At 57.5% G+C, this 26,138-nt stretch carries 25 protein-coding genes; 20 read left to right on the top strand and 5 right to left on the bottom strand.

Features of this window, described 5'->3' with window-relative positions; genetic code table 11:
• Positions 1-30: 30 nt before the first annotated feature.
• From FB556_RS02145 to FB556_RS02135, 3 genes are all read left to right on the top strand, one after another.
• Entirely contained in the window at positions 31-894 is an 864-nt protein-coding gene (locus tag FB556_RS02145; RefSeq protein ID WP_141864321.1) for a methylenetetrahydrofolate reductase, read from the top strand.
• Positions 895-943: 49 nt separating this feature from the next.
• Entirely contained in the window at positions 944-2,344 is a 1,401-nt protein-coding gene (ligM, locus tag FB556_RS02140; RefSeq protein WP_141864319.1) for a vanillate/3-O-methylgallate O-demethylase, read from the top strand.
• A gap of 102 nt (positions 2,345-2,446) precedes the next feature.
• Positions 2,447-3,052, top strand: a complete 606-nt coding sequence (locus tag FB556_RS02135; protein WP_141864317.1) for a PadR family transcriptional regulator — start codon at positions 2,447-2,449, stop codon at positions 3,050-3,052.
• Here FB556_RS02135 and FB556_RS02130 read toward each other — a convergent pair.
• Positions 3,038-3,700, bottom strand: coding sequence for a GntR family transcriptional regulator (locus FB556_RS02130; RefSeq protein ID WP_141864315.1), 663 nt, complete (start codon positions 3,698-3,700; stop codon positions 3,038-3,040). The genes FB556_RS02135 and FB556_RS02130 overlap by 15 nt on opposite strands.
• 149 nt (positions 3,701-3,849) lie before the next feature.
• On the opposite strand from FB556_RS02130, the gene FB556_RS02125 reads away from it, so the two are divergent.
• From FB556_RS02125 to FB556_RS02105, 5 genes are all read left to right on the top strand, one after another.
• Entirely contained in the window at positions 3,850-4,998 is a 1,149-nt protein-coding gene (locus FB556_RS02125; RefSeq protein ID WP_141864313.1) for a 4-oxalomesaconate tautomerase, read from the top strand.
• A 39-nt stretch (positions 4,999-5,037) separates the two neighbouring features.
• On the top strand, positions 5,038-6,060 hold the full coding sequence (locus FB556_RS02120; protein ID WP_141864311.1) for an amidohydrolase family protein: 1,023 nt from the start codon (positions 5,038-5,040) through the stop codon (positions 6,058-6,060).
• A gap of 8 nt (positions 6,061-6,068) precedes the next feature.
• Positions 6,069-6,749 carry a 4-carboxy-4-hydroxy-2-oxoadipate aldolase/oxaloacetate decarboxylase gene (ligK, locus tag FB556_RS02115; RefSeq protein ID WP_141864309.1) on the top strand — a complete coding sequence of 227 codons (681 nt, stop codon included), beginning with the start codon at positions 6,069-6,071 and terminating at the stop codon, positions 6,747-6,749.
• 8 nt (positions 6,750-6,757) lie between these two features.
• Positions 6,758-7,756: a VOC family protein gene (locus FB556_RS02110; RefSeq protein ID WP_141864307.1), complete on the top strand. Its 999-nt coding sequence runs from the start codon at positions 6,758-6,760 to the stop codon at positions 7,754-7,756.
• Between the two features lie 189 nt (positions 7,757-7,945).
• Positions 7,946-9,505: an acyl-CoA synthetase gene (locus FB556_RS02105; protein ID WP_141864305.1), complete on the top strand. Its 1,560-nt coding sequence runs from the start codon at positions 7,946-7,948 to the stop codon at positions 9,503-9,505.
• Between the two features lie 63 nt (positions 9,506-9,568).
• On the opposite strand, the gene FB556_RS02100 is transcribed toward FB556_RS02105, so the two are convergent.
• A complete protein-coding gene (locus FB556_RS02100; protein WP_141864303.1) occupies positions 9,569-10,033 on the bottom strand; it encodes a MarR family winged helix-turn-helix transcriptional regulator in 465 nt (154 codons plus the stop codon).
• Between the two features lie 131 nt (positions 10,034-10,164).
• On the opposite strand from FB556_RS02100, the gene FB556_RS02095 reads away from it, so the two are divergent.
• From FB556_RS02095 to FB556_RS02055, 9 genes are all read left to right on the top strand, one after another.
• Positions 10,165-11,088, top strand: a complete 924-nt coding sequence (locus FB556_RS02095) for an SDR family NAD(P)-dependent oxidoreductase (protein ID WP_141864301.1) — start codon at positions 10,165-10,167, stop codon at positions 11,086-11,088.
• A gap of 3 nt (positions 11,089-11,091) precedes the next feature.
• Positions 11,092-12,000: an amidohydrolase family protein gene (locus tag FB556_RS02090; RefSeq protein WP_141865283.1), complete on the top strand. Its 909-nt coding sequence runs from the start codon at positions 11,092-11,094 to the stop codon at positions 11,998-12,000.
• Positions 11,997-13,175 carry an acyl-CoA dehydrogenase family protein gene (locus FB556_RS02085; RefSeq protein ID WP_141864299.1) on the top strand — a complete coding sequence of 393 codons (1,179 nt, stop codon included), beginning with the start codon at positions 11,997-11,999 and terminating at the stop codon, positions 13,173-13,175. Before FB556_RS02090 ends, FB556_RS02085 begins: the two co-directional genes overlap by 4 nt.
• 37 nt (positions 13,176-13,212) lie before the next feature.
• Positions 13,213-13,683: a MaoC family dehydratase gene (locus tag FB556_RS02080; RefSeq protein ID WP_141864297.1), complete on the top strand. Its 471-nt coding sequence runs from the start codon at positions 13,213-13,215 to the stop codon at positions 13,681-13,683.
• A 315-nt stretch (positions 13,684-13,998) separates the two neighbouring features.
• Positions 13,999-14,982, top strand: a complete 984-nt coding sequence (locus FB556_RS02075; protein WP_141864295.1) for an ABC transporter substrate-binding protein — start codon at positions 13,999-14,001, stop codon at positions 14,980-14,982.
• A 266-nt stretch (positions 14,983-15,248) separates the two neighbouring features.
• On the top strand, positions 15,249-16,928 hold the full coding sequence (locus FB556_RS02070; protein WP_141864293.1) for a serine hydrolase: 1,680 nt from the start codon (positions 15,249-15,251) through the stop codon (positions 16,926-16,928).
• Between the two features lie 69 nt (positions 16,929-16,997).
• Entirely contained in the window at positions 16,998-18,002 is a 1,005-nt protein-coding gene (locus tag FB556_RS02065; RefSeq protein ID WP_141864291.1) for a zinc-dependent alcohol dehydrogenase, read from the top strand.
• Positions 17,995-18,378, top strand: coding sequence for a 6-pyruvoyl trahydropterin synthase family protein (locus FB556_RS02060; protein WP_141864288.1), 384 nt, complete (start codon positions 17,995-17,997; stop codon positions 18,376-18,378). Before FB556_RS02065 ends, FB556_RS02060 begins: the two co-directional genes overlap by 8 nt.
• Positions 18,378-19,355, top strand: a complete 978-nt coding sequence (locus FB556_RS02055) for a glycosyltransferase family 4 protein (RefSeq protein ID WP_141864286.1) — start codon at positions 18,378-18,380, stop codon at positions 19,353-19,355. The genes FB556_RS02060 and FB556_RS02055 overlap by 1 nt, the downstream gene beginning before the upstream one ends.
• Here the strand turns inward: FB556_RS02055 and ribA are convergent.
• From ribA to FB556_RS02040, 3 genes are all read right to left on the bottom strand, one after another.
• Positions 19,344-20,729, bottom strand: a complete 1,386-nt coding sequence (gene ribA, locus FB556_RS02050) for a GTP cyclohydrolase II RibA (RefSeq protein WP_141864284.1) — start codon at positions 20,727-20,729, stop codon at positions 19,344-19,346. The two genes, FB556_RS02055 and ribA, sit on opposite strands and share 12 nt — an antisense overlap.
• Before the next feature lie 152 nt (positions 20,730-20,881).
• The gene (locus FB556_RS02045; protein WP_141865281.1) at positions 20,882-21,955 is read right to left on the bottom strand and encodes a 2,3-butanediol dehydrogenase; all 1,074 of its coding nucleotides are present in this window, start codon (positions 21,953-21,955) and stop codon (positions 20,882-20,884) included.
• 257 nt (positions 21,956-22,212) lie between these two features.
• Positions 22,213-22,884: an NAD(P)-dependent oxidoreductase gene (locus tag FB556_RS02040; RefSeq protein ID WP_141864282.1), complete on the bottom strand. Its 672-nt coding sequence runs from the start codon at positions 22,882-22,884 to the stop codon at positions 22,213-22,215.
• Positions 22,885-23,074: 190 nt separating this feature from the next.
• Here FB556_RS02040 and FB556_RS02035 point away from each other — a divergent pair, with 190 nt between their 5' ends.
• From FB556_RS02035 to FB556_RS02025, 3 genes are all read left to right on the top strand, one after another.
• A complete protein-coding gene (locus FB556_RS02035) occupies positions 23,075-24,730 on the top strand; it encodes a thiamine pyrophosphate-dependent enzyme (protein ID WP_141864281.1) in 1,656 nt (551 codons plus the stop codon).
• A gap of 194 nt (positions 24,731-24,924) precedes the next feature.
• Positions 24,925-25,455 (top strand): hypothetical protein, encoded by a 531-nt coding sequence (locus tag FB556_RS02030; RefSeq protein WP_141864279.1) that lies wholly within the window; start codon positions 24,925-24,927, stop codon positions 25,453-25,455.
• On the top strand, positions 25,449-26,081 hold the full coding sequence (locus tag FB556_RS02025) for an RES family NAD+ phosphorylase (RefSeq protein ID WP_170200326.1): 633 nt from the start codon (positions 25,449-25,451) through the stop codon (positions 26,079-26,081). Before FB556_RS02030 ends, FB556_RS02025 begins: the two co-directional genes overlap by 7 nt.
• Positions 26,082-26,138: the final 57 nt, after the last annotated feature.

Here is a 26,138-nt window from a genome sequence, read left to right as displayed (position 1 = left end):
GTTGTTCCGGGCCAAAAGTGAGGATGATACATGTCCCAGCCAACAAATACCGAAAACGTTCGTGCCTTAGTGCAGGACGCATCTCTAGAGATGACCGGTAAAGATGTTGAAGCCCTGCGTGAAGCAGCCCCGTTTATCGCCCCTGGAACGCGCATTAATGTGACCTTCCTAGGCAATGAGGACCTCGAAATGCGCGTGACGGCGTCCAAGGCCGTCAAGGAACTTGGGTTTATCCCCGTGCCACACATTTCCGCCCGCCGCTTGCGAAGCGAAGACGAGCTCAAAGAATTTCTTCAAGCGCTGGCCGATGTCGATGCTACGGAGTGCGTGTTTGCTGTAGGCGGTGACCCGGCTGAACCGATGGGCCCTTATGGTTCGTCGCTGGAAATGATCGAGTCTGGGATCTTCGCTGATTTCGGCGTCAAAGAAGTATCCATCGCCGGATACCCCGAAGGTCACCCGGATATTTCGAATGAAGTGCTGACCCGAGAGCTCAATGGCAAACTCGACGAGCTGGCAAAACAAAACCTTGGCGCCAGGATCCTGACACAGTTTGGGTTCGACACCGATCCGATCGCCACCTGGCTCAACGAAGTAGCTGCAGACAATGTCACCGCACCAATAGGCATCGGCGTACCCGGGCCGGCAGGCATCAAACGCTTGTTGACCTACGCTCGCCGCTTTGGTGCCACGACCTCCGCAGGCATCGTGAAGAAATACGGCTTCTCGCTGACCAACCTCATGGGCAGCGCCGGACCAGACAAATTCATCGGCAACCTAGCAGACGTCGTAGCTGCCTCTGATTATCAGGGTGAAGTCGGCGTCCACTTCTACACCTTTGGCGGCATGACACGAACCGCCGAATGGCTTCAAGACTTCAAAAACAAGCTCTAGTCCAACCCCTTTTCTATCCTTCCCACCACAATTTCGAAAGGCGGCCACCATGGCAAAGTCTCTTCAGGATCTGCTCAACGAACAGTCAGCAGTCGACCTGCTGCGCAACGCTCAGACCGGTTCCTACATCTACCCGGTTGTTCCTGCAGACTTCGGTAACTGGATCAACGAACAAAAAGCATGGCGCAACGCCGCGGTCCTCTACGACCAGTCCCACCACATGGACCAGGTCTTTTTGTCCGGTTCAGATGCGATTAACCTGATCTCGGATACCGCGATTAACTCGGTAGCAAACTTCGCTGTCGATATGGCAAAACAGTACGTCCCAGTCTCCTCGACCGGTGCGGTTGTCGGTGACGGCATTCTCTTCCGTGAATCCGAAGACGAATTCACCTACGTCGGTCGTGCTCCAGTAACTAACTGGCTGATGTACCACGCAGAAAAGGGCGACTACAAGAACCTCGACCTGCAGGTTGACCGCCGTTCACCATCGCGTCCATACGGTGCGGCTGTGAACCGTGAACTGTTCCGCTTCCAAATCCAGGGCCCAGCTGCTTGGGATGTCATCAACAAGCTCAACGGCTCGGAAGTTGAACAGTTGAAGTTCTTCCGCATGGCTCACATGAACATCGACGGCCTGCAAGTTCGCACCCTGCGTCACGGTATGGCTGGTGCTCCAGGTCTGGAAATCTACGGACCATACGAACACCACGCGCGCGTTCGCAACGCGATTGTTGAAGCCGGTGCAGAATTCGGTCTGCTACCAGTTGGCTCCCGCGCATATGCAACCAACACCTTGGAATCCGGTTGGATCCCATCGCCACTGCCAGGCATCTACTCGGGCGAAGGCGAACGCGGCTACCGCGAATGGCTCGGTGCTGACTCGTATGAAGCCACCGCTCCACTGGCCGGCTCCTTCATCTCGGATAACATCGAGGACTACTACGTCAACCCGTGGGAGATCGGCTACGGATCCTTCGTGAAATTCGACCACGACTTCATCGGTCGTGACGCACTCGAAGCCATCGACAAGGACAAGCAGCGTCGCAAGGTCACCCTCGAGTGGAACACCGACGACCTGAAAGAAATTCTAGACTCCCCGCTGAACGTCGAAGGCCCGAACTACAAGTTCTTCGACCTGCCACTGGCTAACTACGGTGCCTCGAACTACGACAAGGTCACCGACGCCGACGGCAACGTTGTGGGTGTCTCGATGTTCACCGGCTACACCGCCAACGAACGTCGCGGCCTGTCACTGGCTACCGTCAACGCTGACGTACCAGAAGGTGCTGAACTGACCGTGACCTGGGGCGAACCAGATGGCGGCTCCAAGAAACTCTCGGTCGAAACCCACGAACAAAAAGAGGTTCGCGCGATCGTTTCGCCGGTTCCGTACTCCACGGTTGCCCGCGAGTCCTACCAGGGTGGCTGGCGTACCCAGTACAACTAAACCGACCCATTGACCACGCGGTCGTATCCTGATGAACCAGGGTGCGGCCGCGTTGTCGCATCAGCACGTTCCGAATACGAATTTGAGTACACTACGGTTGCCATGAGTTTACGTTCTGCCCTCCTCACGTTGCTGTCCGCCGGACCGCACACCGGTTATGACCTCGCCAAGAACTTCCACTCCTCTGTGGGCTTTTTGTGGCACGCCCCGGATTCTCAGATCTATCCGGAACTCAAGAAAATGCAGGTCGAGCAGCTCATCGAAGGCTATCCGGTGCCATGGGGGTCTAAAGGCGCGACCAAGACCGAATACGCGATCACCGACGCCGGTGTGGAATACCTCAATACCTGGCAGGGCCAGGCGGTCACGTATCGTCCCGAACGCAGTGAAGTGCGCCTCCGAGCCGCGTATTTCGAATTTGCCGGCGACGGTGACGCCCGCTCATGTCTTGAAGGCCACCTGGCTCACTACCGACAGGTCGTTGAAGACGTCAGACGCCAAATTCACGAACTCGAAGAACACGCATCGGATATTCATCAACGACGTCTGGCCCGTTATCAAGAGACCGAGCATGCCAAAATCACCCGGTTCAAAATCTTCGCCTACGAAGGCGTACTACGACAGGCCGAAGCAGAAATCGCCTGGGCCCAAGATGGGCTAGCCATCCTAGACGAACCTCAAACCGCTGAGTCGTCACCCTTGGCGTGATGAGGCAATCGCTTCGGTCACCGAATCCAAATGCGCTTGCATCGCCGCGCCCGCTGCCTGTGGATCGCGAGCACAAATCGCTTCAATAATTGCTTGGTGTTGCGGCAGTGAAACCTGCGGACGATCCGGCCGGATCGATAACTGAAAGTGATACCGAATGGCCTGACCGCGCAGCCGGGCAATGGTTTGGGCCGCAGTCTGCTGATCAGCGATCTCAAGAATTAACGTGTGCAGTTTTCGATTCAGATTCGAATACTCATCGCGGGCCCCACGCTCCACAGCCTCCTGCATCGCAGCACCGATCCGGCGCAACTCACCCGCCTGCTCATCCGTAACTTTTTCCGCGGCCTTGCGTGCACACAGGGACTCCACCGCGCCGCGGACCTCCGTGATCTCAATGGCTTCTTCTAATGAGACCTTGCGAACCCGTGCACCACGGTTAGGAATCCGCTCAACGAACCCCTCGGTAATCAATTCATTGAGTGCTAACCGCACCTCGCCGCGGGATGCACCGTGGGCTTCGGCAACATCGGCCTCGATCAACCGCTGATGGGGGACGAGATTGCCCGCCACAATATCCTGACGCAACCGGTCCGTCAGGGACAATTCCTGAGTGGCTTCCGGTGCAGGGGTCGACGGGCTGGTCATGATGATCGGTCTCCAAAATGTTTCTTCTTCTCGATACTCGTACTCATCGTAGTCAGGGAAGCGCCGCCTGTCATCGAACGTGAACAAGATTGTAAACAATCTTGTTAGCAGCTATTGTGGTGTGAGGACTCCCACCCTCAAGGATGATCATGACCACTACCGCTGCCCGCCGCCTCGGCGATCAAACGGCCATTCCCATGTGCCTCATGCGAGGCGGAACTTCTCGTGGCCCGATGTTCTTGGCCGCAGATCTACCAGACGATCCGCAGGTCCGCGATCAGGTGCTCCTGGCAGTCATGGGTAGTCCCCACCCGCTGCAGGTTGATGGTCTCGGTGGCGCGCACTCCCTGACCTCAAAAGCAGGCATTATTGAGCGTTCCGATCAGGCCGACGTGGATCTGGATTTCACCTTCGTGCAGTTACAGCCGGAAGCCACCACGGTGCAGACCACACAGAATTGCGGCAACATGTTGGCCGCTGTGGTGCCCTTCGCCGTCGAGGCCGGGCTGATCCACCCCACTGAAGATGCCACCGACGTCGTCGTGCGGACCACCAATACCGGGCTCATCTCGCGGATTGGGATCAGCACCCCTCAGCTCAACGGCCAACGCTACGTGCGATACTCCGGCGACGCCGAGATCGCCGGGGTCAACGGCACTGCCTCTCCGGTGAACATCCGGTTTCTCAACACCGCCGGCTCGATCGCCAGCGCGCTGCTGCCGACCGGCAACGTGTCCGATGCAGTCGAGGTTGAGGGCCAAGACTACACGGTCACCTTCATTGATAACGGCCAGCCGTTGGTCATCATCGATGCGGAAGATCTCGGGGTCACCGGCTATGAAACCGTGGCAGAACTGACCGAGAATACGCAACTCAAAACACGGGTCGAGGCCCTACGCCTTGCTGCGGCCAAAGTCATGGGCTTAGGCGATGTCACCGAGGAGTCGTATCCCAAGATGACCCTGGTCGCTGCACCGAAAAGCGGTGGTGCGATTAGCACCCGAAGTTTTATCCCGCACCGGGTTCACGAATCGATCGGCGTACTGGCTGCGGTGACCGTGGCCACCGCGCTGCTCATGGACGGCACGGTGGCTGCGCGTGTGGGTGTGCCGGGCACTGGCCAACGCCAGACCATCGGAATAGAACACCCCACGGGCATTTTCGAAGCGCTGGTGGATGTCAACGACGACGGCGAGGTCGTGGCCTCGGGCAATACACGAACCGCCCGGCTGATCAGCCGCGGTGAGGTCTATGTCCCAGCAAGTATTTGGGACCCCAGCGGGACCGAAAAGTTTTAGCCAAGCAGCTACGCAGGCAATAGTGGAAGGACACTAACGTTGATCATTGATATTCATGGGCACTACACCACGGCTCCCGAGCCGCTGGGGCAGTGGCGCGATGCCCAACTGGCCGCCCTCGACGGTGGGCAACCGCCGGCCGCGGAAGGCCCCGTCATTTCGGATGATCAGATCCGCGAATCCATTGAGACTAACCAGCTGCGATTGATGAATGAACGCGGCATTGACGTGCAGGTCTTCTCTCCGCGAGCGTCTTTTATGGCGCACCACGCCGGAGATTTTGACACCTCGGCCGCCTGGTCACGTCACTGCAATGATCTGATCGGTCGGGTCTCCGAGCTTTACCCGGATCGGTTCGTGCCATCAGCCATGCTGCCGCAATCCCCGGGCGTCGACCCGACAACGGTGATTGACGAACTGGAACGCTGCGTGAACGAACACGACATCGTGGCCGTGAACCTGAACCCCGACCCATCGGGAGGACACTGGACCTCTCCACCGCTGACCGATGAACATTGGTTCCCGGTGTATGAAAAACTCATCGAACACGAACTGCCCGTCATGGTGCACGTGTCCACCTCGATCAACCCGGCCTTCCACACCACCGGCGCACACTATCTCAACGCCGATACCACCGCCGTCATGCAGCTGCTCCAAGGCGACCTGTTCGCCACCTTCCCCGAATTGAAGATGATCATCCCGCACGGCGGCGGGGCGGCACCATATCACTGGGGCCGCTTCCGCGGCTTGGGCATGATGATGGACAAACCACCGATCGAAGAGCATCTGCTGAACAATATCTACTTCGATACGTGCGTCTATCACCAGCCCGGTATCGACACCCTGCTGGAAGTCATTCCGCACAAAAACATTATGTTCGCCTCCGAAATGATCGGGGCGGTGCGCACCGAAGATCCCAATACCGGACACTACTTCGACGACACCGTCCGCTACGTACAAGCCGCCGACCTGTCAGACGAATCCAAACAAGCCATCTTCGAAGATACCGCGCGAGCCGTCCACCCGCGCCTCGATGCCCGACTCAAAGCCCAGGGCCGCTAGGAGGAAATATGACTGAACTTGGTGTGGTGTACACAGACATACAACGTCCAGATGCCGACGACGTTGCGGCGCTGAGCCACTACGGCTCGGCCACCATCCACGAGGCCATGGGTCGCATCGGATTGATGCAGCCCTATATGCGTCCGGCCTATGACGGCGCAAAACTCTGCGGCCCAGCCGTCACCGCACTGCTGCAACCAGGCGACAACTGGATGATGCACGTGGTCGCAGAACAACTGACCGACGGCGACGTCGTGGTCGCGGCCTGTACTACCAACTCGGACGCTGGATTCTTCGGTGACCTGTTGGCCACCTCCTTCCGTGCTCGCGGGGGCGTCGGCCTGGTCATCGACGGCGGGGTCCGGGATACGGCAGACTTAGCAGACATGGATTTCCCGGTGTTCGCCAAGGCCATTCACGCCCGCGGCGCCGTGAAAGAAACCCTGGGCTCGGTCAATATCCCGGTGACTTGTGCCGGTGCGGTGGTCATTCCCGGAGATGTGGTGGTGGGCGATGCCGACGGCGTCGTCGTCGTTCCGCGCGACACGGTCGCTGAAGTGGTTGAGGCATCAAAGGCTCGTGAAGCCAAAGAAGCCGGGGTTCGCGAGCGGTTAGCCGCCGGCGAGCTGGGATTAGACGTATATGGCATGCGAGAAAAACTTGCGGCCAAGGGACTGCAATACCGATAGGAAGAATCATGGCGGAACGTGAAAACTTTGACCTGGCACACATCAGTGCCGTAGAAATCCTGACCCCAAAATTTGAGGAGAGCCTATGGTTCTTCAAGGACCTGCTGGCGATGCGCGAAGTCGCGCGGATCGGTGATTCGGCATATCTGCGCTGTTGGGATGAATATGAAACCTACTCGATCAAGCTGACAGCCTCAGATACCAACGGCGTTGGCCGCACCATGCTGCGTGCCACGAGCCCTGAAGCCCTCAAACGCCGGGTCGCAGCCATCCAAGACACCGGACTAGGTAAAGGCTGGAAAGATCCTGAGGTTGGCATCGGCGAATACTACGAATTCGAAGACCCCGATGAGCACCTCTTTGGCATCTATTACGACACCGAACTGTATCAGGCCGATGAACAAGACCGTCCTGCCCTGAAAAATCAGGCAGCACGCTATCCGGGCCGCGGGGTGAATGCTCGCCGACTGGATCATATTAACTACTTGGCCTCAGATGTAAACGTGACCGGTGATTTCTGGGACCAAGTGATGAAAGCGCGGGAAACCGAGCAGGTCGAGCTTGACGCCGGGGGCTATGCGGCCCGCTGGTTCCGATTCGCGCAGAAATCTTACGACGTCGTCTACTCGGATGACTGGACCGGGGAACGCGGACGATTCCACCACCTGGCTTTCGCAACCGATACTCGTGAAGACATCCTCAAAGCCGCTGACTTCTTCCTAGAAGAAGGCGTCTACATCGAATACGGGCCGTATAAACACGCGATCAACCAGACCTTTTTCCTCTACGTCTGGGAGCCAGGCGGCAACCGAATTGAGTTCGCTAACGCCGGTGCGCGGTTGATCCTGAATCCAGACCAGCCGGTAGTCAACTGGTCTGAAACCGAACGCGCCAAGGGTCAGGCCTGGGGTATGAAGACCGTGCCAACCTTCCACACCCACGGCACCCCCTACGTAGAAAACCAGGAGGAAATCGACCGGGCCGCTCTAGAAGGCCGACGTCTCTAACGGCCACTGACGGATACGTTGCCATGCGCCGGGTGGGCTCGCGATATCTCAGCGGGCCCACCCGGCGTTGCTTACGGTCATAGCACCCTTGGAATCCTGCGCTTTTACAATCGTTGCGAATCACAACGGTTTCAGGCAGAATGTACTCAGTATGATTGCGCTCACATTGGGATTCACGTAAGGAGTCAGATGACGAACCACGGCATTGGCGATTGGATTGAGCGTCGCCAGATCAAATCAGCAGGTCGCCCTGCAGTTACCGCAGGGAACGTAGAGCTTAGCTATGAGCAGTTTGGCGATCGCATTAACCGTCTGGCTAATGCGTTAACCGACCGCGGCGTTCAGCGGGGCGAGCGAGTCGCCTACCTTGGCGAAAACTCCGTGGAATTCCTCGAAACGCTCTTCGCGCTGGGCAGTATCGGTGCTGTTTTTGTGCCGCTCAACACCCGCTTAGCCGGACCGGAAGTCATCTTCCATTTGGAGGACTCGGGCTCCAAAATGCTCATTGCTTCCCATACGATGGAACCGCTGGCGGTGGCAGGAGTTGAAAACACCGATGTTGAGCGCGTCATTTTTGTCAATGACGGCGACCGAGTGCCGGCAGAACAGGGCCGACTGCAGTTGCCATCCGAGCAGTACGACGACGTGCTGGCCAGCGCAAGCGCCGATCGTCCGCGCGTCAACGTTGAGCTGGAAGACCTGGCCATCATTCTGTACACCTCGGGGACCACCGGTAGTCCCAAGGGTGCGATGCTCAGCCATAGCAACCTGACCTGGAACGCAATCAACGTCATCACGGATTTAGCGCTGACCAATGACGAGATCTCGCTGATGATCTCACCCATGTTCCATGTTGCAGCCCTGGGCATGGGCGTGCTGCCGACCTTCCTCAAGGGCGGGCATGTCATTCTTGAGCCCCGGTTCGACCCGGGTCGTGCACTCGAGCTGGTCGAGCGCCATAAGGTCACCTTTATTTCGGGGGTTCCGACCACCTATCAGATGATTGCCGAGCATCCTGACTGGGAGAAAACTGACATTTCTTCGTTGCAGAGCCTTACCTGCGGCGGGTCCGCAGTGCCGCTGCGCATCCTGGAAGCCTACGAGGATCGCGGCCTGAGCTTCACCATGGGCTACGGTATGACCGAAACAGCTCCAGGGGCCACTACGCTGCCAGCTCGGTACTCTCGCGAAAAGATGGGATCTGCAGGTTTGGCGCATTTCCATACTCATGTTCGGGTCGCAGACTTCGATGGCAGCGTGTTGCCGCCCAATGAGGTCGGCGAAGTTCAGATCCAAGGACCCAATGTTATTCAAGGCTATTGGAATCGAGAAGAAGCCAATAAGAATTCGTTCATCACGGATGACTCCGGCACCTGGTTCCGCTCCGGCGACATGGGGTATTTGGACGACGAGGGTTTTTTGTTCATCTCGGATCGCCTCAAAGACATGATCATCTCGGGTGGTGAGAATATTTACCCGGCACAGGTCGAACAAGAACTCGCACAGCTGGATTCCATCGCCGCGGTAGCTGTCTTCGGTGTGGCCGACGAAAAGTGGGGGGAAGTTGGTCGGGCTGCGATCGTGGTTCGCGAGGGCCACGAGCTGACAGAACAAGAGGTGCTGTCGTATCTCGATGGCCGATTGGCCCGGTATAAAATCCCGAAGTCCGTAGTCTTTGTCGACGACATGCCGCGCACCGCATCTGGCAAGATCCGCAAGCCGCAGCTGCGCGAGAAGTATGGCAACTAAGTATTAAAAAACATCGGGGCGCAGCTTATGCTGCGCCCCCGGAGGATAGGGAAAGTGTCCAGTTTATAGGGTCACTTTGGTTAAGAGCTCCCGAAGCTGGTCTCGCTCTGAGGCCGTGAGATTGCCCAGGACGTGATCTTCGGCGGTCATGGTGATTGAGCGAGCCTGCCGGTAGAGCTTTTCGCCTTGCGGCGTCGCCACGATGTTCTTGGACCGCCGATCACGACGATCGGTCTCGCGTTTGACCAGTTTGCGGTCCTCGAGGGTGTCGACTAGAGCGACGATCTGCGAGGGATCGAGTGCGACAAATGACGACAGCTCGCGCTGGGTGGGCTTCAGATCAGAAGCTGCGAGTGCCAGTACGGAAAACTGCCGAACATTCAAGTCGACCTCTTCGAGCAGCTTATTGGCATACGCGTTGCCCTTGGCTGCGAGCCGGGCCGTGAGGAATTGGATTTCTTTAGCCATCTCAGTGTCGCGCAGTGGCGAAGGATCGAGTTCATTGGCTTCTAATAGTTCGGCGTTCATATGAAACATTTTCCCATCGATTATTGACATCTACAAGAATATCAGATGAGATAGACAATAGGTGCTATTCACAATTATTTCTAGAATCAATGAAAAGCTGGTTCTAGCCAACTCAGAAGTGAGGACAAGTCATGTCACTGAACGGCAAAGTTGCAATTGTTACCGGATCTGGCGCTGGTCTCGGACTAGCTTACGCGCAGGAGCTGGCACGCCAGGGCGCCAAAGTTGTTATCAATGATGTCAACGAAGACACTACCAAGCAAGCTGTGGAATCCATTACTGCTGCAGGTGGCACCGCAATTGGCGTCACCGCTGCTGTGGGTTCCACCGAAACTGCCGAAAAACTTGTCAACACTGCCGTCGAAGAGTTCGGCACACTCGATATTTTGGTGAACAATGCTGGCATCCTGCGCGACCGCTCGCTGCTGAAGATGACCGACGACGATTTCGATGCCGTCATCAATGTGCACCTGCGCGGCACCTTCACCTGTGTTCGTGCCGCGTTCGGATACTTCAAAGAAAACGGCGTCCAAGGCCGCATTGTGACCATCGGTTCGCCAACCGGACAGCGCGGTAACTTCGGCCAGACAAACTATGCGGCAGCTAAAGCCGGCATCGTTGGCATGGTTCGCACCTGGGCGTTGGAAATGAAGCGTGCTGGCGTGACCGTCAACGCGATCATCCCGGTGGCCGCCACTGCCATGACCGAAACCGTTCCATACTTCTCCGCTGCCATCGAGGCCGATAAAGCCGGTGAGCCAATGCCGGCATTCTTCCGCAAAGAACTGGGCTTCGGCACCGCGGCCGACGTCGCCGGCCTGATCGCCTTCTTAGCATCCGATGAGGCTGCCAACATCTCCGGCCAGGCCATCGGTGTAGGCGGGGACCGCCTGCAGGTTTGGGGCCACCCAGAACCCGTCGCCACCGAATACCGCGAAGGCGGCTGGACCTATGAAGCCATGCAGTCCGAGGGTCGCCAGCTGATCGAAAACAACTTGCAGAGCGTTGGCGAAGAATTCCAAGAACTGCCAGCCGAACTGCAGCCAAAGGCCTAAGTGATATCTGTGGCAAAATACGAATCCAAGATTGACGTCTCCGCGATCTCCGCGGTGGACGTGCACGTCCATATTGAAATGGACGATGAAGGACATAAGCCCATGCCGGAGGTCTTCTACGAAGCCTCGGCCAAATACTTTAAGTCCGAGGATCGCACCCCGTCAATCGACAAGATTGCTGAAACCTATCGCGAGCTGGGTATGGCCGCCGTCGTCTTCACCTTGGATGCCCGCACCCAGTTTGACGGGCACCTGCCAAACTCGATTGATGATCTCGTGGCCGGTGCGCTACGCAATAACGACGTGCTGTTGCCATTCGGCTCGGTGGATCCCCGCAATGGTGATGCCGCGATCGAAGAAGCCAAACGCCAAGCCGATGAACTCGGTGTGCGCGGGTTCAAATTCCACCCGTCGGTGCAGGGCTTTGACCCATCCGACCGCCAGTTCTACCCGCTATGGGAAGCACTCGAGGACATCGGCCTGCCGATCCTATCGCACACCGGCCAGAACGGTATGGGTGCAGGGCTGCCCGGCGGTGCCGGCATCAAACTGGGGTACTCGAACCCGCTACTCTTGGATGAGGTCGCCGCTGATTTTCCCCACCTGCCGATCATTATGGCTCACCCTTCGGTGCCGTGGCAGGACGAAGCGAACTCGATTGCCACCCACAAGGCCAACGTTTACATTGACCTGTCGGGCTGGTCGCCGAAGTACTTCCCAGAATCGCTGGTGCGTCAGTCCAATAATGTGCTGAAGCACAAGGTGCTATTTGGTACCGACTACCCGCTGATCCCACCAACCAAGTGGATGGCCGCATTCGAAGACCTGCCGATTAAAGACGAGGTCCGCCCGTTGATTCTCAAAGACAATGCGGTCAAGCTGCTGGGACTTGATCAGGAGGCTGCCGCATGACACGCGAACCCATCTGGGATGTCTATGGTTTTTCGGATCGGCTCACCGACACTGAGAAAACCGTGCTCGCTGAATTGCGCACCACGCTGGATGAAAAAGTCCACCCGTATCTCAACGACGCCTGGAGCGACGACCGGTTCCCCGAAGAAGTCATCGAACCGCTGGAATCGCTGCGTCTGATGGACCCACCGGCACTGAAAGCAGCCGGTGAACCCGTCCGTGGCATTTTTGAAGCCATGCGAACCTTTGAACTGGCCCGCTGCGACATCAATATCGTCACGTTCTTCAATGCCCAGGCCGGCCTGTTCCGCACCGTCATCAATCAAGGCGGCGACCCTGATCAGGTTGCCGAACTCGATCCAAAAGTCACCAATTACGACCTGCTAGGTGTGTTCGCGTTGACCGAGCCAGAGAATGGTTCGGATGTCGCCCGCGGCCTGCAGACCAGCGCAACTCAAAACGCCGATGGCACCTGGACGATCAGCGGCGAAAAGCGCTGGATCGGTGGTGCTTTCCGCGCCGACGTGATCTGCACGTTTGCCCGCGACACCGCAGATAACCAAGTCAAGGCATTCCTGGTCCCACGCGAAGCCGCCGGGGTGACGTTGGAAAAGATCGAACGCAAAGCCTCGCTGCGCATCATGCAAAACGCCCACATTACCTACGAGAACGTGCAGGTGGACGACGACGCCCGTCTGAAGAACATCAACTCGTTCAAAGATGTGGCCGCTTGCCTGCGCTTGATGCGTTCGGATGCATCGTTTATTGCAACCGGTGCTATGGCCGGTGCTTACGAAGCGGCCGTCCGCTACACGACGCAGCGCGAGCAATTTGGCAAACCGATTGCTGGGTTCCAGTTGATCCAGGAAAAACTGGCCACGATGCTGTCCAACGTGACCGCCTCGGTGGCCATGGCACTGCAGCTGATCGATCAGCAAGAAGCCGGCATCTATAAAGACGAGAACTCGGCGATGGCTAAAATGTTCACCGCAAAAAAACTGCGTGAAACCGTTGCCCTGGCACGCGAAGTATGCGGCGGCAACGGTATCACTTTAGATACCGACGTCGCACGCTTCCACGCCGACGCCGAAGCCGTCTACTCCTATGAAGGCACCCACGAAATTAACGCACTGATCGTCGGACGCTCGATCACCGGCATCAGCGCATTCGTCTAATTCGACCTCTACCTACCTATAAAGGAACTTGATCCCCATGACTGAAACCACTGCCCGCACCGTTGTCCCGTTTGAAGAAGTTGCCAATATGGTCGGCACCGATCTGGGTGTCACCGAATGGATGACCATCACCCAAGGCATGATCAATACCTTCGCTGATGCAACCAGTGACCACCAATGGATCCATACCGACGTGGAGCGTGCCAAGGAAGGCCCATTCGGTGCGCCGATCGCCCACGGATTCCTGACCTTGTCCCTGATCATTCCCTTTTGGTCAGAGCTGTTTGACGTCACCGGTGTCACCACCAAGGTCAACTACGGACTGGATAAGGTGCGCTTCACTAACCCGGTTAAAGCCGGTGCTCGCATCCGCATGAAAGCCGAAATCACCGACGTCCAGGAAGTCAAAGGCAACGGTCTACACCTGGTATCCAACGGCGTTATTGAAATCGAAGGCGAAGAACGTCCAGCTGTCGTGGCAACATTCCTGTCACGCTTTTACGCGTAAGACCTACGCGCCGATGTGAAGCAGCCTGTGGAAGGTAATCCCTTCCGCAGGCTGTGGCGTCTTCAGAAGAGATCACCGTCAAGGGTCCCTTCAGGATTGCGTTTGTAGTACCATCACATTGCTGTAATGTGCGTCACAAATTGACGCCAAGAACTCTTCCATTCGTGGGAGAGTTCGTCTATTGTTAACTTCAATTGATGAACAAGTTGATTAATACTTTCTGAACCTTTTATTTCCATCACCCATCAGTTATTCATTTCCTTTCTTCTAGCGGCACACCGATGCGCGCTGGAGGCACTCTCACCGGGAGAATATATGAAGAAGAAATTCCTATCTGGTTTTGCAACAGCTGCAGCAGCAGCCCTGATGCTCACCGCATGCGGTGGCGGCAATGGGGGCGAGGGCGGTAGTGAAGCTGGCGGCGAGACCGAAGAGCTCCGCGAAGTCACCGTCGGTGTACTGAGTATCGCACCGAGCGTGGGCGTAGCCTACGGTATTGAAAACGGCATCTTCGAAGAACACGGCTTTGACGTGACCTATGAAATCTCCAGTGCCGGCGCTGCCATGCTCCCTGCGGTTTCTGCAGGCCAGTTGGATTTTGGCGTTGGCAACCCACTGTCTGTCACCACTGCGGTTGACCAGGGGCTGGACATGAAGATCGTGGCCGGTTACTCAAACTCGTTGGAAGAGGGGAATGACGTGGCCGGTGTGGTCACGCGCGCCGACTCGGGTATTGAAACCTGGGCCGACCTCGAAGGCAAAACCACCGCGGTCAACGCACTGAACACCCTGGGCGACCTGACCGTCACCTATCTCGCGGAAGAAGATGGCGCAGACCCAGCTAAGGTCAATTTCTCCGAGATGGGCTTCCCTGACATGCCGGCTCAGCTGGAACGCGGCAATGCCGATGCCGTCTGGATTCCAGAACCTTTCCTGTCCCAGATGCTCGATGACGAAGAAAATAAACTCGTCGGATACTCATTCCAAGAAACCGACCCAGGCATGGCAACGATGGTCACCTTCACCTCGGGGCAGCTTGCTGAAGAAGACCCAGAAATGGTCGCCGACTTCGGGGAGGCCATGAAGGCAGCCCTGGCTGCTTCACAAGAGGATCAGGAAGGCTCGCGTGAACTGCTGGTCGAGTTCCTAGAGATCCCTGAAGAAGCCGCACAAGAACTCGTCATGGAACGTCTCGATGGTGAGGTCAATCGTGAACAGCTGATGTTCATGGTCGAACTTGCTGACAAGTACAACTTCATTGACGAAGCTCCAACTGAAGAAGAGCTGTTCCTGAAGTAACATTCGCCAATCGAAGGACCGTAGTCACTGCACGTGGCCGCGGTCCTTCGTGGTTTAATCTCGTGTGCTCAAGGTAGAATCTCAAGCACTCATTACAGATTAAGTTCCATGTGGACCTCACGCCGTTGCGCTTTCAGGGGTGAGCACTATTGGTGACACAATGCGTCGCTAATGTACAAAACGGTCGGCTCTACTGACTATTCTGGAGCTTAGCGATCAATCTGTACGATCATCATCTAATTCCTGCAAAGACCTGCGTGGAGCGTATGACACAGAATCTCAACGAACTTGACCAGCGTATACGCCAAATCACGCAACAGGGCCCTTTTGCTGTGCACTGGCAGGTACGAGACATCGCCACTGGCCAATACATTGGCCAAGAAGCCCGGCAGGTTCTGGGTTCCTTTAGCACTCGAAAGGTCAGCGTCCTGCTAGCCTGTTTGGCGTTGGTGCGTGAGGGCAAGCTATCCCTAGAGGATTCCTTCGTCATCACCGAGGAACTTAAAGACGGCGTACAGGCCGGGATTATGCGGAACCTGTCTGCCGGTATTGCGCTGAGTTTGCGTGACCATCTTGCACAGATGATGATTACCTCCGATAACATCTGCACTCAGTTGGTATTCCAGGCCATCGAAGACGCCACCGGCAACAGCCTGCAGTGGGTCAACGATTACTGCGCGCAAGTCGGAATGTTTGACACCCTGCACCGCGAAATTTTCCCCCGCTCTGGTGAACTGACATGGCACCACTCCATAGAAGGCATGACGGTCACTTCAGCCCACGATCAGGCGCTGTTACTAGAGCGGCTTGCACGCGGCTGCTGCGATGAGAAGGCCGCCATCGAACTTGGCCTCACCCAAGAACTTTGCAGCGTCGCCGTCGACATGATGGGACATATTTTCACGCCGCTACTGGGTGCACACCTGACGAAAGGCCGCTTCGTCGAAAAGAACGGACGCGGCATCCGGGGACTCTCCCAGGTGGGGCTGTTGCTGGACGAGGATGATAACCCGGTCGCTTCGGTTGCGGTCTTTGCCGAATCCATCCCGGTGCAACTGCTCGATGGCACCCCCGGTCGCAACTCCGCCCGCGAAATGTTCATGGACTTCGGTCAACTTCTCGAAGCCTTCTACCTCGGAGGATCCTTCGAGCCAGTGGCACGGCCCGAAGCAGTCCCACCGGATTTCTGGGAACAAGAGTGCGGCGAACTCCTCTGCGACGTCGAGGATGGCCGTGCCGTCAATGAGAGCATGGTCTTCACGTTCTCAGGCATCGGAAAACTGTTTCTCGCCTATACCCTCAATGAGCTGGCGCGCCACCGCCCCGAACTGCTCCAGGACACGGTGCAGATCACGGCTCAGCATCGCGCACTGGCCGACACCGGCACGCTTCGCCACCTCACCGGCGATGTGCAGGTCAGCCTTGACGACGCCGTTCGCCTGATGATCGGCAGCGGGGACGGTGCCGCAACCCGGGCCATCCTGGATTATCTCGAAACAGTAGGCATCGACGTCCTGGAAAGCGCTCGTCAGAGCGTCGTGCACTTGGAATCGACCACAATCACCGGGCTCGAAGACCGTTCAGCCGGTGACGGCCTGATCGGGACAACGACCGGGGCCGACGTGCGCGCGTTATTGCGTGAAATTATTGATGCTCACGGGACAGTGCTGGAATGGATGTCGACGACATTTGAACCTGCAGGCTTAGCTACGGCGCTGCCCGGTTACGGCCCCCATACTGCCGAACACTGGACGGTATCGGATTGGTCCGGCCTGGAGCATCTCCGTCCAGATGAGGGACGCACTTCCGTACTGATCTTGCAATGCCCACGAGGTAAGGGACCAGTTGGTATGGTCTCGCACGCCCCGGCGGGGACTCCGCAGGTATCCGCAAAATTCGGTAGCGTGGGTCTGTCCACCTACGCCTACGAGCAGTTCGCAAGCTAGCCATCCCCCTCAGTGATCTCTCAGCACTCAACCATGGCGTCACTGCTGGTCAGGCGATAGGCTGCACTCATGGCTTGGCAGTACTGGACCACCGCTCCCCGTAAAAGTAGCTGGCGCGAAGTGCCCACCCCGAACGTCGATGCAGCGCACCCGTTGCGCATTCGGACCACGGCAACTGCCATCTCCAAAGGCACCGAAACCCTGGTGCACAACGGGCAGGTGCCAGACAGCATCGCCGAGCACATGCGTGGCCCCGCTCAACTCGGCGACTTCTCCTACCCGGTGTCCTACGGTTATCTCGCCGTGGGCGTGGTCGACCAAGGGCCAGAAGCTTGGCTGGGCCAACGCGTCTTCGGTCTGCTGCCACACCACAGCCACCACCTCGTCACCCCCGACGACGTCCTGCCCATTCCCGAGGGCATCTCGGATCATCGCGCACTGCTCACCGGAGCCGCCGAAACCGGCATCAATATCCTGTGGCAACACCCGCCCCGCTTCGGTGACCGAGTGACCATCATCGGTGCCGGCATGATTGGAGCGGCCACCGCCCTGCTCTGCTCCCGCATGCCACTGGAGCGGTTCGAAGTCGTGGATCTCAACCCGGCCCGGCGCCAGCTGCTCACCGACTGGGGCATCACCGCGGTCGCTCCCGAGGACGCCGCAGATGACTGCGATATCGTCATCCACGTCTCCGGCAGCCAAGCAGGGCTCGCCCGGGCACTAGAAATTGTTGGCGACGACGCCGTGGTCATTGAGGCCTCTTGGTATGGCGAAAATGCGCCCGCTGTCCCACTGGGCGCTGACTTTCACGCCCGGCGGCTCAGTATTATTGCAAGCCAGGTCGGCCAGGTGCCGCCCGGGCATCGTCATCGTCGCACGACCGCCCAACGCAAAGCAGCCGGACTGGCCGCCCTGACCGATGACCGCTTCGATGACCTGATCACCGGGGTATCCGATTGGACCGACTTGCCCCAGGTCATGGATCAGGCGACCACCCCCGGTGAATTCGCCGATGCAACCCTTTGCCACGTCTTTGACTACCCCAAACCCGTGAAAGGATCACCGAATGTTTAGTTTGACCGTCAACGATTACGTGATGATCGCCCACAGCCTGCCCAATGAGTTCTTTGGTCCCGCCCAACAACTCCACGGCGCGACCCTGACCGTTGAGGCGACCTTCACCCGACCCGAACTTGACGAACATTCGGTGGTACTCGACATTGGCCACGCCACCCAGCTGCTGGATGACGCGTTGGCGCCATTGCGCTACGCTGACTTAGACTCCCACCCAGATTTTGAAGGGCGCCTGTCTACGAGTGAGGTGATCGCCCAGTACATCGGCGATAAGCTCGCGGCAAGCCTGGCTGAACAACCCGATATTGGCATCAGCGTGACGATTCACGAAAACCCCCGCGCTCGCGTCAGCTACACGGTTGCCGACCGGGGTTAATGTTTCATCTGTTCGAACCCGCCCTGGGTCGCATCAGCGGGGGACTGCGCTATAACTGGGCAGTGGTTGACGCCGCAGAGGGTCAGCTACAACGCCACGCGATAACCGGCGGGTGGCCAGAACCCAGCGAGCAGGATATTGCGGCACTCACAGAGCTGATTGCCTCACTTGACGGTCCGGTGTTACTGGACGGGCTGATTGGCTGTTCGCTGCCCACGCCTTTAGCGGAGGACCGGCCGATAGTTCAGCTAGTGCATGCCCTGGCCGAGACACCGGAGGCCACACGACGCGAGCGGCAGCATCTACGGGCCGCAGATGCGGTGATTGCCACGAGTCAATTTGCCGCAGACGAGTTGCGCAAGCGCCATGGAGTCCAAGCGGTTGTGGCCACGCCCGGGGTGGAAGAGCGCCCAATGGCCGTAGGTGGCACCGGTGGGAGCCTGATCAGTGTCGGCGCGGTGGAACCCAACAAGAACCAAGTGTTCCTAGCCGAGGTTCTAGAGCAGTTGACTGCGCGCGGTGTTACCGGTTGGCACTGCACCTTTGCCGGACCACTCACCGATGCCGACTACGCGCAGCAACTTCAACAAACTCTCGCTACTCTGCCCGCAGGCACGACCACTGTTGCCGGAGAACTGGATGCGACGCAACTCGCGGCCCTGTATCATCGCGCAGACTTGCTACTGTTACCTTCGCAAGCTGAGACTTTTGGCTTGGTCGTGCGCGAAGCACTAGCAGCAGGCGTTCCCGCGTTTGTGACAGCGGGGACCGGCGCAGAAGAAGCTCTCGGCGGGGGAGAAGCCCTACCGCTAGATGAAAATGTCTGGGTCGAAAAACTCCACCAGTGGCTTGAAGACGCGCACTATCGAAACCAGATAAAAGCCGCGGCGCGCACCGCCAGACAGCGATTGTCTTTCGGTTGGCACGCCACGGCCCAAATCATTGTGGATGTGCTGCGCTCAGTCTCAGCCCATTGACGGTTCTTGTTCCTCGACCTCGCGCATCTGAGCCGGGGTCTGGGCGGAGTGTTTTCGTGCAGCAGAGCTCAGCACATATTCGGTGCACACATCCTGGCCGAACACGTACCGCCGGAACGGGTAGCGCAGCGCCTTGGCCATGTCATCGGACCCTTCGAAGCGAATGCCCGGGACGCCGTCACCGATTAATACCGGAGCGGTGGTGAGGAACAATCGGTCTAGGGCACCTGCAGCAAGGAATTCCGAGACTGTCTGTCCGCCACCTTCCACCAGAATCGAACCCTCAACGTGTTCACGCAGCACCGCAATGACTGCGTGCGGATCAACGCGCTGTGCCGAGGTGCTCGGTAGACGCACGATCTTGACGTGCGGTGCTAGTGGTCCCTCAACTTCAGTATCTGCGCCGATGAGCCAAATGGTGGGAGCATCGCCGGACTGTAGTACCCGTGAGTCGCGTGGAATACGCGCTTGCGGATCCAGGACGACCCGCGTCGGGTTTTCTCCTTCGACCGCACGGACGGTCAGTTGCGGGTTGTCGGCCACAACCGTGCTGGCACCCACCAGAACCGCCCCCACGGCTGCACGAACGCAGTGCAGATGGCGGCGATCCAGCGCGCCGGAGACGAACATCGCGTCGCCGCTGCGGGTGGCGATAAACCCATCTTCACTTTGTGCCAGCTGGGCCAATACTTCGTCATTGGTCGCAATGGTCCGGTAGACATCCAGTTCCAACGAGTGATCCAAATCCGGGTGTCCGGTTGGCACGTCATGGTTCATACGCTGACGTTTGGACTGCAGATACGCACTGTTTTCTGGACGGTCTGGCAGCTGCAGATTCAGCCGGCCAACGACTTCGATCCCAAGGGCGGTCAAGGCATCGGATTTGGCAGGATTCGATGACAGCAACCGGATGCGCGTACATCCCAAATGAATGAGCATTTGCGCTGCGGCTTGATAATCGCGGGCATCATCGGGCAGACTCAGTGCTCGATTGGCCTCGACGGTATCCAAACCCTCAGTATCTTGCAGCGCATAGGCGCGCAGCTTATTCTCTAACCCAATCCCGCGGCCTTCTTGGCCTCGTAAATACAGCAAGATGCCAGTCCCTGCTGTCGAGATCGCCTCCAGCGAGGCGGTCAGTTGGTCTCCGCAATCACACCGATGCGAGCCCAGCACATCTCCGGTTAAACATTCGCTGTGCATGCGCACCAGCGGAGCATCTGCGGCGGCCAGATCCCCCAGGGTCATCGCTACATGGGTGATGCCGTTGAATGTATAAGAACGTAGCGTGAACGTTCCGAAGTCGGTGGGCAGCGAGCTTGGCGGTCCTGCAACGAGTGCAGCTTTCGAAGGTAGGCTGTTCTGTTCGTCCATGCGACAAGTGTAAGAACTTTAGTCGTGAACTGGCTATGGCTCAATCGCGGTTGGATACACGCGAGGAGCGTGGCATAGCGGCGGGGCACTCAGCACCAGATAATAGTGCTGAGTGCCCCGACAGAGTTGTTTATATTATCTGTGCGTGCACGTTATTCTTCGAGTCCCTTACCGGTCGGCGAGACAAGAATTTTCACCGCCGTGTCGTTGTGATTGATCAGGGTATCGAATCCTTTATCAATCAGATCATCCAGGCCGATCTTATGGGTGATGAATGGCTTGAGGTTCACCTTGCCCTCGCTGACCAGTTTGATGGACGGCTCGTGACTGAAGTGATACCCAATGGTCCCACGCAGATCCTGCTCCTTGGTCACCAGTTGTACTAGGTCTGCCTGCGGCTTATGACCCCAGATTGATTCGTTGACGATCACACCGGCCTTCTTGACCGCGGAAAATAGGGTGTTCAGTACGACGTCGACAGAAGTGGCCTCAAAGCCGACATCGGCACCCTTATTGTCGGTGATCCGCATAACCTCTTGGACAACGTCCTGTTCGGCTGGATTCACCACATGATCGGCGACCCCGGTGTCTTTGGCTGTCTCAATACGTTTCTTGGACAACTCGGACATGATGGTCGTCACCCCGTGGGCTTTGGCGACCGCTGCGGTCAAAAGGCCGATCGGTCCGGCGCCACCAATCAGGGCGACGTCGCCTTCTTTAGCGCCTGAGCGTTCAAAAGCGTGATAGGCCACGGCCAAAGGTTCGATCAGGGCGGCTTCGTCGAGTGCGATATTATCTGGGATCGGGTGCACCCAGTGGCGGTTCACCGAAATCTGCTCGGCAAGCCCGCCGCCCATCCCGGCCAGCCCGATAAAGTTCTGATCCGGTGTCAGGTGGTAGTTCTCCTTGCCCCAGTACTCTTCATGGATAATGTAGGGCTCAACGACGACGTGCTGCCCGACTTCAAGGTCACTGACATTAGCGCCTACTTCAGCAACGGTGCCCGAGAATTCGTGGCCCAGGGTGATGGGAACTTCTTCACCGGAAATCGGATGCGGGTTGCCTTTACCTGGCACGAAAATCGGGCCGTCGAGATATTCATGCAGATCGGAGCCGCAGATACCGCACCAGGCGATATCGATCAGCACATCATCGGCTCCAGGGGTGGGGCGTTCAATATCTTCGATTCGGATATCTTTTTGGTCGTAATAACGAGCTGCTCGCATTGTCATAGAGACCCTCCTTGGGTTGGTCGACAACACTAGATTTCCTAGCTATTTCATCGTCTCAACTCTGTATCCAAAAGAAAACAGGGGATTATCGACGTTCACCCTCGGATGGTCCACACATCTTGTGGTCCCCCAAATGAACCAGAATCTCTTCGCCTGTGACTGATCCACAATCGGGATTCTGGTGGCTTCCTAGCAAACGCTCAGAAACCACCTGCAAGGCGGGTTTCCGAGCGTTGCTGTGGTTGAAGGTCTTAGAGCCCGAAGACGTGATTGATGGGGGTGTCGCCGTCGACAAAATCTACAACGGTGCGAATGCTCCTCTCGGAGGTGAGCGCTGACAGGACCGCCTGAGCAACGTTGCCACGCGACGTATCACTGCTCTCACCTTCAACGAGGTTGTCAGAGGCCATGCGTCCAACTCGACGGATCTTGTCCGACGGGTCCTCCAGAGTTAATGCGCCCGGTCCAAGGATGGTCCAGTCCAGGTCGGATTGCATCAGATGATCATCAGCGATGGCCTTGGATTGCGCGTACGGATAGAACGGGCTGTCGTTTGGCACGTCGTGTTCTAGAGACGACCCAAGGTAGGAGACCATGATGTAGCGTTTGGCCCCAACTTGCTGCGCGGCGTCAATGGAGGCGATTGCGGCGTCCCGATCAATGGCGTAGGTGCGGTCGGGGTTTCCACCACCGGCACCGGCCGCCCAAATGATTGCATCCTGGCCGCGGAATGCTTTGGCAAAATCTTCCCGGGTCGCAGATTCGATGTCGAGGACGAGGGGAACCGCACCTAACGTGTGGATGGTGTCTTCTTGGTCAGGGTTGCGAATGATGGAGGTTACGGTGTGGCCGGCCTGCACTAGTAGAGGTGTTGCGAGCTGGGCGACTTTTCCGTGACCGCCAATGATCATGACCTTGGACATACGTGAATCTTCTCCTGGTTGTCGGATCGATTGTGCTGGATGTTTGTAGCGGTGTATTTGTGATGGGAAATAAATGTCTGAAATTCCACTATCCCTTATATCGCTGGTAATTTGTAGAGGTTAGCGCTTGCCCATGGTCAATGGCGACTGGGCTGAACGCAAAGTACTTCAGTCAAGGAGCTTTCCATTCATGGCATACCCTCTTAATAGTAACGGGCAACGAAAATCCGCAGGTCACGTCATCGTCGACACACTCGTAGCGCACGGCGTAGAACGCGTCTACACGATTCCCGGCGAATCCTATTTGGATGTTCTCGACGGCCTGGCCGATTCCCCAATTCAAAACATCGTGTGCCGTCACGAAGGTGGGGCAACCTACATGGCTGAGGCCGACGGCAAACTCAACAAAACCCCCGGTGTTGCGATGGTGACCCGTGGTCCCGGTGCAGCTAACGCGCACGTCGCACTGCATACCGCCTGGCAGGACTCCACAGCGATGGTGCTGTTCGTGGGCCTGATCCCGTTCGAACACCGCGAAAAGGAAGCCTTCCAAGAATTTGACCCACACGCCTGGTTTGGCACCGGTACCAAACGCGTCATGGTCTTAGACCACCCGGACCGCGCATCCGAGATCGTGGCCGAAGCGATGTTCGCTGCCTCCTCCGGCCGCCCCGGTCCCGTCGTCGTGGGGCTGCCCGAAGACATTATTCAAGAAGAAATCGATGCCCGACTGCACCCGCAGATCCCAGTGGCCGGCGGCGGTATGACCGTTGACGACTGGAAAGAGCTCTACGACGCGCTGCTGGAATCCGATAAGCCACTGTTCATTACCGGTGGCAACGACTGGACCGAAGAAGCATCCAAACAGCTCAGCAGCTGGTTAGAAGACCACCAGATCGCCGGAGCCGTGGAGTGGCGCACCCAGGGAACCATCCCGTTTGACTCACCGTCTTACGTTGGCCCGATGGGCTATGGTCGGCCAAAACCCACCTATGACCTCTTAGAAGAAACCGACCTCATCGTGTTCGTGGGCACCGTGCCCGGTGACACCGTCACCGACGGTTTCACGATTCGACAGAACTGGGATAAAAAGAACTTCCTGGTCACCATCGACCCGGCTCTGCGTGGTCGTTCGGGTCCGGTATCCCACCAGATTGTGGCCAAGCCGGAAAGCTTCGTGCGCGACCTGGTGCGCATGGACCTGCCCAATAAGCCCGAGTGGGCAAACTGGACGGCCAAGATGCGTCGCCAGCAAGAAGAATTCGCGGCCCTGCCCACCGAAGGCATCGACGACGGCCCCGCCTCAATGGATGCCATGATGGCCCACTTGGTGCCAACCCTGCCGTATGACGCGATGGTCACTTTCGGTGCCGGCGAGCACACCAACTGGGTACACCGCTACTTCCCAACCCACCACTATGGCTCGCTGATCTCGGCACGCAACGGTTCCATGGGGTACTCCATTCCATCGGCTGTGACAGCGTCGCTGGATAACCCAGAAAAGATTGTCGTCACGGTCGCCGGTGACGGTGAGTTCATGATGAATGGTCAAGAACTGGCCACCGCCGCCCAATACGGCGCCACCCCGTTGGTCATCGTCATGGATAACCAGGAATACGGCACCATCCGCACCCACCAGGAACGCGACTACCCTGGCCGCGTCTCCGGCACCCAGCTGAAGAACCCAGACTTCGCCGCCATGGCCGATGCATTCGGCGGCTGCGGTATCCGAGTCACCGAGAACTCGCAGATCCCAGCCGCGATTCAGCAGGCCTATCAGGCCATTGAGCAGGGCAAGTTCGCCTTGATCCACCTGATCGTCGAACAGCGCAAACAGGCCTACTAGAACATACCGACGACGGCGCTGGAAGCGCCTCAGAAAAATGCGGGAGCAAGCATCAGCTGGCTCCCGCATTTTTTATCTGTGTTGGCAGAACATGCACAGCGTCATTCCAGAAATAGCTCAGCAGGCCACATGACCTGCCCCTTCATTTCCGTCTATCAGGGATATAAGATTGAATCGAAGGAAAGGAGGGTCACATGGTATCGCATAGGCCCGACCCTCAAGCAGAGCGGTTCGCGATCAAAGAGACCGTTGCATACCAACAGATGGTACATTCCATGCGGTTATTGGGTGAAGCTGTGGAAGCGTTGGAACAACCGATCTCACCGCAGATGGCGGCAGGGGTTGTCGCAACGGAAAATGCTTGGCGCGATATGGAAACGGAGTTTGGCTTCCTCGATGGCCGAACGGTAGCGCAGATCTCAGGTTCAAAACAGACCACCGGCGGGTTCGCCAATGACCGCCGGAAAGCTCACAAAATCTTAGGTATTTCTCGGCGCAATGCCTATCGCTACCCGGGCTTCCAATTCACCGAGTCCGGCGAGATCTACGAGTCAGTGTTGCAAGTACTGCGTGAAGCCACGGAGCTTAACGTTACTGATGAGGATGTGGCACAGTGGTTTCTCCTGGAGTCCCCGAGTCTGGGTGGTAAGCGACCCGTGGATGTGATTGCTAACTCCGAACAGGTGCTGGCCGTATTCCGTGGCCGATTTGGAGCCCAGTGGTAGAAACTCAGTGGCCTACGGGTCTACGAGTCGCAGAGACCTTTACTGTTCAAACCCAACAACTGTTGTACCGGGTTTTGAACAATGACGGTGGGAGACGAGTCACTGACTTCAACCCAGGCTACGGAGCACCGACTCGTTTTGCATTTTTTACTGATGATGCCGGAGATATTGTTCCGGTATTGTACGCAGCGTACTCGGCTGAAGCCGCAATCTCTGAGACCCTGCTCAGGGATATTCCAGCCGCTGGTGGCGCCCTCATCCCAGCAGACTATATGCGGACAGTTATGGCGGCGTTTCGTACTCGTAGAACACTGAAATTAGCAAAGTTTATGGGCACCGGGCTTCGGGCGCTTGGCACCACTCATCAGGCGCTCACGTCATCGGACATGCACACTTATCCCAAGACTGTCCGCTGGGCGCAAGCTGCGCATCGTGCAGGATACGAAGGGGTGGCGTGGATGAGTAATCGCTGTAACGATACCGTAGCGGTTGTACTCTTTGGTGACCGCGTCGAATCAGATGCGCTCGTCGCCGACCCCTCCGTGGCTAGAATTTTCAGCAGGATGCCCGACAGAAACTGGCTGGCAGATATCTGCTTTCCGTTGGGTATTCGGGTCCGATGGTAACTAGCTCAATGAAAAATGCGGGAGTCAGCATTAGGCTGGCTCCCGCATTTGTTATCT

Origin of the sequence: Enteractinococcus coprophilus (assembly GCF_006716305.1) — a bacterium.
GTDB lineage: Bacteria > Actinomycetota > Actinomycetes > Actinomycetales > Micrococcaceae > Yaniella > Yaniella coprophila.
This window is presented reverse-complemented; position numbering and strand designations above follow the sequence as displayed.